Source organism: Yaniella sp. (genome assembly GCF_030453185.1).
In the GTDB taxonomy this organism is placed as follows: domain Bacteria; phylum Actinomycetota; class Actinomycetes; order Actinomycetales; family Micrococcaceae; genus Yaniella.
Genome location: NZ_JAKDKW010000084.1, coordinates 1 through 9,208, shown reverse-complemented (window position 1 = coordinate 9,208; position 9,208 = coordinate 1). Strand labels below are relative to the sequence as shown.

The window sequence follows — 9,208 nt, the reverse complement described above, 5'->3', positions numbered from 1 at the left end:
GGAAACTTGAAGCCATGACTCGCCTGTTGGAAACCGAAGAGACCGACGGCATGATCGCCTTCGTTCGTACGCGGAACATGACAGAAGAATTGACCACCAAGCTGGTTGCACGTGGATTCGCCGCAGCTGCCATCTCCGGTGATATTCCGCAGAACATTCGTGAAAAGACGGTCGAAGACCTCCGTCACGGTCGCATCGATATTCTGGTCGCCACCGACGTTGCAGCACGTGGGCTCGATGTGGAACGCATCAGCCACGTCGTCAACTACGACATCCCACACGACACCTCTTCTTATGTGCACCGTATTGGGCGTACCGGTCGTGCCGGCCGTCAAGGTGACGCTATCTTGTTGATGACGCCACGCGAGCGGTACCTGCTGCGCTCTATCGAGAAGGCAACTAAGCAGCCTGTCGAAGAAATGCAATTACCGACCTTGGACGAGGTCAACGCTTCCCGTCGTGCAGCGTTCTCGGAGAACATCACCCAGACCATGGCGGCTCACGCTGAAGACCAAGAGCTGACGGTCTACCGGGATCTGGTGTCCAACTACATCGACGAACACGATGTGGCAGCCGTTGATATTGCTGCAGCGCTGGCCCTCATGGCACAAGATGGTCGTCCACTTGAAGCCAAAGAACCAGATCTGCCAGCGCTGAACTTGCGCGGTCGTCGTAAAGAACAGGGCGCCGAGCGGTCCAGCCGTCCAAAACGCGCCACCAAAGAAGGCCACGCAACCTACTGGATTGCCGTTGGCCACAAAGACAAGGTAGGACCAGGGAACATCGTTGGAGCAATCGCCAACGAAGGAAACTTGGACATCTCCGAAATCGGTGACATCACTATTCGTCCGACCTTCTCACTGGTTGAATTGCCAGAGGATCTGTCGGGCAAACAGGAAAGTGCACTCAAGAACGCTGTCGTGGCGGGACGCAAACTGAACTTGCGCCTGGATCGCGGTGCGCCGCAGTCGTCCTTCGCTTCGCGAGGCTCTCACGGCGGAGGATTTGACTCACCAGAGCGTGGTCAAAAGAAGAAGCAACGTTGGTCGAAAGCCAAGAAACGTCAAGAACAACAGTACTAAAATGCTGCTTGGGTGACGTTGCTCATAAACGAGTATAGCGATTTTGCCTTTCGATCATTTGTTGGTAAAGTCTTATCTCGTTGCCCCGATAGCTCAGGGGTAGAGCGCCATCTTGGTAAGATGGAGGTCCCGGGTTCAAATCCCGGTCGGGGCTCTGATAAAAATAGCCTGCGAGTTTCGCGGGCTATTTTTATCCAGAGTCGAAGATCTGACGTGGCTGTGTAGCTCAGTTGGTGAGAGCGCACGACTCATAATCGTGAGGTCGGCGGTTCGAATCCGCCCACAGCTACCACTGAAAGTCCCGCACAATTGTGCGGGACTTTTTTATTTTCTAAGGCGCTCGTCATCGACGAAATGTACTATGGATAAAAACTGGCGGAGCAGAAGATGTTCTGCCCCGCCAATTTATTATCTAGCGTGCGCGCTGTGCTAGCCGATAATGTTGTGCTCCGGGCCAACTTCAAATTCAGTGAAGTTCTCGACGCCATCTTCGGTGATCGAGAGGATGTCGTGCTCACGGTACGCCCCAGCGCCCGGCATATTGTTCGGGATCGTGAGCATAGGTTCCATGGAAATGACCATGCCGGGCTGTAGCTCGGTCTCGATATCTTCACGGAACTCCATGGCGGCTTCACGACCATAGTAGGGGCTCATGACGCCGAAGGAGTGGCCGTATCCGATAGGAGCGTATTTCAGGAGGTCCTGCTTCTCAAAGAATCGGTTGATCTTGGCGGCGATGTCTTGGGCGATGGCACCAGGTTTGATGAGCTCAAGCCCAAGCTGGTAGGCCTCGACGTTGATCTTCCACAAATCTAGGGTCGCCTGGTCCGGCTGACCTAAGGTCATGGTGCGTTCCATGGCTGTGTAGTGGCCTGACATCATCGGGAAACAGTTGACCGACAGAAGGTCGCCTTTTTGTAGTTGGCGAGTGGTAGGCCAGTTGTGGGCGCCGTCCGTGTTGATGTCAGACTGCACCAAACAAAATGTTTCGCGCAGCTCTTTGCTTGGATAAACTTTGGCGATCTCTGGAACGATAGCTTCGGTTCCGATAAAGGCGAGCTCATATTCGGTGATGCCTTCACGGATGGCGTTCTTGATTGCACGTCCTCCGATATCGGCGATGCGTGCACCTTGACGGATCAGATACACTTCTTCGTCAGATTTCAGCAAGCGCTGCCGCATGATTGGCTCGGCCATATCGACCAGTTCAACGTTTTCGAACCAACCTTGGAATGACCGATATTCTTCGACCTTCAAACCATCAAATTCAATGCCCAGCCGAGATGGTTTGATGCTTTGTTGTTCAAGCACACGATCAATGGCCCGGAAGAAGTTCTTCTTTTCCCAGTCTGAATACACAATGTTGTCCCCGTAGGTGGTGCGCCATGGCATACCACCATCAACCCATGGGGTGACCGTGGTCGAACCTTCTGGCGTGATGACCACGGCAAATGTGCGGCCGAACGGAGAGGGCACGAAATCAGAAAAATACTTGATGTTGTGCATGCTGGTCAGTACGAAAGCATCGAGATTGTGAGTCGATAACAGTTCGCGAACCCGAGTCAGACGCCGTTCGAATTCAGCGTTGGAAAAGGTCAGATCTAGCTGCTCGCCGTTGTACTGGGTGAAAACATGCGGGACTGTCTGATGATCAGTCATCTGAGGTTTAGTTGAGCTGGTCATAAAAAATTGCTCCATCTAAGCTGTCGGAAATTCTGGTGCGCGAATTGTCACTCGTCCCCATAGTAAGCCCGGTCAAAATCCGGATTCAAGACAAGACGCTCGGATACGTCAAGCCAGGTTGCGAACGAGTCGGTTGCCTGCACAGCCAGCAAAACAAACTGCTACTCTTGCCAAGGATAATACAACAGAAAAGGTGAATAGAAGCTTGCTTGGCCTCGGGGTACTCTTTACCGGGATATGTGTTCCATGCTCTGCTGATCTGGCAAGAGAAAATCATCAGCACATGGTATCTGAGGCGGTGAATATTCATTGATCCGTCAGATAAGAAGAACTCTGGTTTTCTTGTTGGGAATTTTCATTATGTCCTTCGGGCTTGCCGTATCTATCCGAGCAAACCTTGGGACGTCACCCATCGCATCATTTCCAACGGTGCTTTCCCTGGGCACAACACCGAGCGTCGGTTTCTATCTTTTGGCCGTGAACTTGCTCTTCCTGGTGCTGCAAATACTCTTGGTCGGCAGAAAGTTCCCGCTCTTTCAGCTCGTACAAATTCCAGTCAGCATCATTTTTGGTGTGTTTACTGATCTCAGTCTGTATCTGACGACGTGGCTTGAACCGAGCAACTACCTATTGCAGTGGGCATGGACCCTCGGCGGAGTGGTTCTGGTTGCACTCGGGGTGTATTTGGAAACACAACCACGGTTATCGTATATCCCCGGTGACGGGCTGGTCTTCGCACTCACACTGAAACTGCAAAACATCCCCTTTGGCACGATCAAGCTGGTGTTCGACTGGACCCTGGTGGTGATGGCAGTTGTCACATCTCTACTCTTGCTCGGACATCTAGAAGGAGTGCGTGAGGGGACGGCATTCGCTGCGCTCACCGTCGGGCCGGTTATTCGCCTCATTGGCTTGGTGCATAAACGACTCGATAAATAGAAATAGAATCATCGACTACGCATTGGCATGAGAACCGGCTGGCTCAGTTCCACAACCCACAGTCACCACCGCTTAACACACACGTACTTCGTTCAGAGCACCATAGCGGCGATCCAGCCGGCGCCCGTGAGAGGAATGTTGTAGTGAATAAAGGTGGGGATTACGGTGTCGCGCATGTGATCGTGCTGACCATCGGCGGCGAGGCCGGCCGTCGAGCCAAGCGTGGAGTCAGAGGCGGGGGAGCCAGCATCACCGAGCGCGCCAGCGGTCCCAATCAACGCTATGGTGGCCATCGCCGAGAAATCAAGAGAGACACAGAGTGGCACATAGATTGCGGCAATGATTGGCAGCGTCGAGAACGACGAGCCGATGCCCATCGTCACGATCAACCCAACTATCAGCATGGCCAGCGCGGCCATGGCTTGGTTATATCCAAAGAACTGCTGAACTGCAGCCACGAGCGGCTCGACGTGGTTGGACTCGTTGATGACCGCGGCAAAACCTTGCGCGGAGATCATGACAAAACCGATGAGCGCCATCATACGCATGCCAGAGGTGAAGACATCATCGGCTTTATTCCACTCAACGACACCCGAGATGAGGAAAATGCCCAGACCAACAAGTGAACCTAAAAGCAGTCCATCGGCCTCAGACCCACTGAACTGCACAATGAGTTGAATGGCAAACGTTGCGACAATGGCCACCAGGGACATGATCAAGTTGTAGCGGGTGGGGGTGGGCTCAGCTACCGTTCCACCCATGATTGGACGGTCCTCATACTGGCGAGGCTTGCGATAGCTCACGAAGATGGCAACTAACAGGCCAAGGACCATGCCCATGGCCGGGATACCCATGACCTGGACAATGTTGATTCCTTCGGTATCTAGTCCTGCGCGTTCGATGTTACTCAACAAAATGTCTTCCAGGAAGATTTTCCCGAAGCCGACGGGCAAAGTCATATAGGTGGTGACCAAACCAAAGGTGAGTACACAAGCGATCAGACGGCGGTCTAACTGGAGGCGGTTCATCACGGTCAGCAGCGGAGGGATGAGCAATGGAATGAATGCGATGTGTACCGGGATAATATTCTGAGACATGATGGACATAGCCAATATGCCGGCGATCAACAAGTAGCTGGTCACCTTGACCACTTTTGCAGACGCATGTTCAGCGTCGGCGTCCAGCCTTCGTATGAGAGTGTCAGCGAGTATTTTGGGTAGGCCGGAAGCAGCGACCGCCATGGCGAAAGCTCCGAGGAGCGCATACGATAGCGCAATCTTGGCACCGTCCCCAAGGCCGGACTGGAACGCGAGCATGGTGGCTTCTATACCCATGCCGGCTATCAGGCCGCCAGCGAGTGCGCCGATGAAAAGGGCGATGACGACATGGACTCGTAACAGGGCCAGCAACAGCATGACGGCTACGGCAATAACTACAGCATTCACGATCGACAAGCATAGACTACTTAGCGGGATTGATCGATTTTATTTGTTGTTTTGAGTATGTTAAATCGAACCTTGGTATCATGGTGACATGGAACACATGCAGGGGAGGCCGGGTCACGTCGTCGTCGGCGTTGACGGGTCGGAAAATAGTAAACGAGCCTTTGATTTTGCGTTGTCAATTGCTCAGCAGCATCAGCAAGAAATGGAGATCGTGGCGGCCTTTACTGAGCCCGGCTACGAATACATCCCGGCTGATGTCTATGGCATCGCACGAAAACAAGCTGAGCACGTCCTGGATGAATTTACCGCTCGGGCCGAAGGCAGCGGCGTGCAGTTGAGCACGGTGGCATCAGAGGGTGACGCCGCAGGAGTCTTAGTCGAAGCATCGGACGTTGCCTCACTGGTCGTTTTGGGTAAGCGTGGCCGTAGTCGATTTGCTGGCCGGTTTCTCGGTAGCGTCTCGGCGTCTGTAGCGGCACATTCGCGCTGCCCTAGTCTCGTCGTGCCGGCGAAGCGTGACGTCAAGGAACTTCCGGAGGCACAGTATGCAAAGATGCCTGACAGTCCCGGCTGGGCCGAGACCGGCGTGATTACGGCCGAGGGCGTCGAGGATGCCACTGATTTTCGTGGCAGTGTGGTCGTAGGTATTGATGTCGATGCTCATCCGGTCGAAACTGCGTTGCATGGTGCACGCTACGCGCAAGACCACGACTTGAAACTGATTTTGGTTGCAGCGGAACCATTGAGCGGGAGCTTGTGGATTCCAGTCTCCCCAATTTATCGGGCTGAAATACCCGATATACGCCGGGAAGTTGCTGCGCAGTTGGAAGCTGTGACAGTGCAAGTTGCCAGCCAGACGGACGTACCTGTGCAATGGCGATTTTATGATGCACATCCTTCTGACGTGCTCGCTGAGGCTTCTCAAACCGCTGCATTCGTGGTGGTAGGTACGCGCGGACGGGGCGGGTTTACCGGACTGCTCCTCGGTTCCATCAGCCAGGCAGTCCTAAATCGTGCTGTCGCACCGGTCTTGGTGGTCCCAAGCCCCGTCAAGAACTAAGGTGTCGGATTGTTGTTGAGGGGCGTCCGGTCTGCCCATGCGCGTTGAAATGGTCGCGGCTGCGGAGAGGCATTGTTCGATAAGTCGCTGAGCAGTTTGCTCGTCGATGCGATACGCGGGCGCTGCGAGTAACACCGCCGCGACGACTTTTCTGCGGTGGTCATAAACCGGTGCGGCGATCCCAATTTCATCTTCAAACGTCTCACGAAGATTCGTTGCATAACCGCGCTCGCGAATGTCGGCGAACCGTTGTCTGGCCTGAGCCACCGTCCAACCCTCCTGCAGGCGGATGTGACCACTACCTATGAGCGCCATGGCTGCATCCGGGTCCATGTTGGCCAGAAAGACCTGCACTGTGGCCGACCCTGTTGAGTAGTAGCGGGATCCCAACGGTGATGTGTGTTTGACAGTCCTGTCGGAGACTATTTGTTCTACCGTCACCGCAGCGGAGTCTTCCCATACAGCAAGGACAGTAGTCTCTCTGGAGTCTGCGGCCAGTTGTTGCAGGTAGGGGTGGGCGACTTGGCGCACGTTTAGATTGGCCAGGAGCGGACCGGCGATAGCGATGAGGCCGAGCCCTAGCTGGTATTTCCTCGTGGACGGATCCTGCTCGACCCATCCCTCTGACTCCAAAGTCGCGAGGAGTCGAGAAACAGATGATTTGTGCAAGCCGACCTGTTGGGCAATCTCGGTGACGCCGACAAGAGGCTCGTCCGTTGAGAAGCAGCGCAGCACATCAATAACATTGTGTACAACAGAGTTGCGAGGTGAACTCACGGGACTTCCTTTCAGGACGGACCTGTCTGCATCTTACGCCATGGAGCGTGATGTAGCTCATTATGTGGCTTCGTGGTGCGATAAAAATCTTCTGCTTTGCTGTAATCCCCCATGAGGTTCTGAACACGTTCTGAGGGCGTGATTCCACCGATGCCAGTCTGGGGTCGGTGGTAATTATACTCGCGGACCCAGGCGGCGTAGGTGCAGGGGCGTTCTTCATCGCTGAAGAAGGTTCCAGCGTAGGTCCGCTCCAGGGCTAGGGTGCGGTTTGTTTGCGCTCAACTACCAGGATCCTAGAGTATGTCAGTCGTAAAGAGTCGTCTTCGGCGTGGTGCAGATACCAGTCGCCGCGTTACTGGTTTTCCCTAGCCCTTTTGGTTTTCTTCCAGCTGCACCTAGTTTGCGGTGCCGCCACAGCCGGGGTGCGTCCCATTTATTGATATCCACGTGCACCAGCTTGACGGGGTCGTCCTTTAATGCCGGATGGGTCGTGGTTTTCTATCGGCAGGCCGGTGGACCCCACCGGCGCCGAAATCGCAACGCAATAATCCGATGCCGGCTCTGATCGTCCTATGCCTAGGGCTCGCCTGAGGCCGTGTGCCACGACCCGTCGAACCGTCCGACCCTGGTGAGTGACCAGCATTGCAAAACGACGATCCTCAGCTGTTAACGGTGCATTTAGGCGGAACATGACGACCTCCGGTTCAACGATTGTTATGGTAAATTCCATCGTTACCGGAGGTCGTCTTCGGGCCCTGAGTTTTTACAACCTCCCGAAGAACCACGCTTAGTGCTGCAGAGGCTTATCGCTAGTCTCTGGAGAGAGGCCTACTGCGATTAATGCGATCACGGCTGCGCCCATGAGGTACCAACCCGGAGCAATTGAGCTGCCCGTAGTCGCTATCAGTAGCGTGGCAATCGCTGGGGCTGTGCCACCAAATACTGCGTTTCCAACGTTAAAGGAAACCGCGAAGCCGGTGTAGCGCACCCGTGTAGGGAAGTTTTCTGCCAGGAAGCTGGCTAAACTTCCATCGTTAAGAGTCAACATAGCGCCGAGAAGAATCTGGACCAGCAGAATAGTAACGATGCTACCGGTGCCCAGAAGTATAAAAGCGGGAACCGTAAACAGGATAAACAGGATTGAAGCGCTCATGAGTATCTTCCGACGCCCAAACCTGTCCGATAGGTGTCCTGTAAGAAAAATGAAACCTATATATGTCACTAGTGAAACAGTGGTTGTCACGTTTGCCAAGGTCGGTTCTAGGCCCACTGTCTGGGACAGGTAGGTGGGCATGTATGTCAAAATGACGTAGAACCCTACTGCGTTCAGAAGTACAGCGGCTGTTGCGCGTAGTAGCGCACGCCAGTGGTCGCGGAAAAGCGCCCATACGGGTGCTTCGATGGCTTCATCTTCCTCGGCCATTTCTTGGAAGACCGGGGAGTCTTCAAGCTTGCGCCGAATGTAAACTCCGATCAATCCCAGTGGGGCGGCTAGCAGAAACGGCAGACGCCAACCCCATGATTCCATGTCAGCATCTGACAGGTTGGCTGTGAGCACGGTTGCCATGAGTGAACCAAAGAGGAGGCCTGCGGCAGTTGATCCCGGGACGACGGCGGCATAAATGCCTCGCTTCCCTTCCGGTGCGTATTCGACCAAGTAGGCAGAAGCGCCGGCATATTCGCCCGATGCACTGAATCCCTGCATGAGGCGGAAGAGCAGTAGTAGTGCTGGCGCCCATACACCGATCTGGTTCGCTCCCGGAAGCAAGCCAATACATACAGTGGACGCCGACATGATTAAAATAGACCATGCCAGGGCGGTGCGACGCCCGACGCGGTCGCCGATGTGGCCCCAAATGAAGCCGCCGATTGGGCGGGCTAGGAATGAGACCGCAAATAGCGCAAATGTCCAGATAAGACCGTCAGTAAGGTTATTTGAGGGGAAAAAGACTACAGCAATTACGACGGCCAGGTAACTGTATGCCCCGTAGTCGAACCACTCGACGAAGTTTCCAATAAAACTCGCAACGATCACTTTGCGTCGTTCTTTTGGGCCAATACCTGTTGGATGCGTTCGTTCCTGCCCGGAAAGAGTGGGTCCGAGCTCTTGTTGAGAGTTTGGGTGGGGCATAGTGCACCGCCTTCCTGAGAATGTTGCGTTCATCGCAACGATGTTGCACAACAGTATGCGGTGAGCTGGGTCACAGTCAAGGGGCCGTGGG

Annotated in this window: 7 protein-coding genes, 2 tRNA genes and 1 pseudogene; 5 read left to right on the top strand and 5 right to left on the bottom strand. The window is 54.4% G+C overall.

Features of this window, described 5'->3' with window-relative positions; all coding sequences use genetic code 11:
* The 3 genes from L0H14_RS10640 to L0H14_RS10630 all read left to right on the top strand — a co-directional run.
* Positions 1-1,082, top strand: a 1,082-nt coding sequence (locus L0H14_RS10640; RefSeq protein ID WP_301421801.1) for a helicase-related protein, incomplete at its 5' end; no start/stop codon positions are given.
* Between the two features lie 82 nt (positions 1,083-1,164).
* A tRNA-Thr gene (locus L0H14_RS10635) sits at positions 1,165-1,236 on the top strand.
* 61 nt (positions 1,237-1,297) lie between these two features.
* Positions 1,298-1,374, top strand: a tRNA-Met gene (locus tag L0H14_RS10630).
* A gap of 137 nt (positions 1,375-1,511) precedes the next feature.
* Here L0H14_RS10630 and L0H14_RS10625 read toward each other — a convergent pair.
* A complete protein-coding gene (locus tag L0H14_RS10625) occupies positions 1,512-2,765 on the bottom strand; it encodes an aminopeptidase P family protein (RefSeq protein ID WP_301416097.1) in 1,254 nt (417 codons plus the stop codon).
* A gap of 309 nt (positions 2,766-3,074) precedes the next feature.
* Here L0H14_RS10625 and L0H14_RS10620 point away from each other — a divergent pair, with 309 nt between their 5' ends.
* Positions 3,075-3,704 carry a YitT family protein gene (locus tag L0H14_RS10620; protein WP_301416096.1) on the top strand — a complete coding sequence of 210 codons (630 nt, stop codon included), beginning with the start codon at positions 3,075-3,077 and terminating at the stop codon, positions 3,702-3,704.
* A 92-nt stretch (positions 3,705-3,796) separates the two neighbouring features.
* On the opposite strand, the gene L0H14_RS10615 is transcribed toward L0H14_RS10620, so the two are convergent.
* Complete coding sequence (locus L0H14_RS10615) at positions 3,797-5,149, bottom strand: Na+/H+ antiporter family protein (RefSeq protein ID WP_301416172.1); 1,353 nt, start codon at positions 5,147-5,149, stop codon at positions 3,797-3,799.
* Positions 5,150-5,237: 88 nt separating this feature from the next.
* Between L0H14_RS10615 and L0H14_RS10610 the strand changes: the two genes are divergently transcribed.
* Positions 5,238-6,209 carry a universal stress protein gene (locus tag L0H14_RS10610; RefSeq protein ID WP_301416094.1) on the top strand — a complete coding sequence of 324 codons (972 nt, stop codon included), beginning with the start codon at positions 5,238-5,240 and terminating at the stop codon, positions 6,207-6,209.
* On the opposite strand, the gene L0H14_RS10605 is transcribed toward L0H14_RS10610, so the two are convergent.
* The 3 genes and pseudogenes from L0H14_RS10605 to L0H14_RS10595 all read right to left on the bottom strand — a co-directional run bounded on the left by L0H14_RS10605 (position 6,156) and on the right by L0H14_RS10595 (position 9,117).
* A complete protein-coding gene (locus L0H14_RS10605) occupies positions 6,156-6,986 on the bottom strand; it encodes an IclR family transcriptional regulator (protein ID WP_301416092.1) in 831 nt (276 codons plus the stop codon). The two genes, L0H14_RS10610 and L0H14_RS10605, sit on opposite strands and share 54 nt — an antisense overlap.
* 113 nt (positions 6,987-7,099) lie before the next feature.
* Positions 7,100-7,338: pseudogene (locus L0H14_RS10600) on the bottom strand (hypothetical protein); the annotation flags it as partial.
* A 435-nt stretch (positions 7,339-7,773) separates the two neighbouring features.
* Entirely contained in the window at positions 7,774-9,117 is a 1,344-nt protein-coding gene (locus L0H14_RS10595) for an MFS transporter (protein WP_301416090.1), read from the bottom strand.
* Between the last annotated feature and the right edge of the window lie 91 nt (positions 9,118-9,208).

Bases quoted from the DNA above. Each gene is read 5' to 3' on its own strand.
- L0H14_RS10625 (WP_301416097.1), bottom strand. From the start codon at position 2,765: ATGACCAGCTCAACTAAACCTCAGATGACTGATCATCAGACAGTCCCG.
- L0H14_RS10610 (WP_301416094.1), top strand. From the start codon at position 5,238: ATGGAACACATGCAGGGGAGGCCGGGTCACGTCGTCGTCGGCGTTGAC.
- L0H14_RS10595 (WP_301416090.1), bottom strand. From the start codon at position 9,117: ATGCCCCACCCAAACTCTCAACAAGAGCTCGGACCCACTCTTTCCGGG.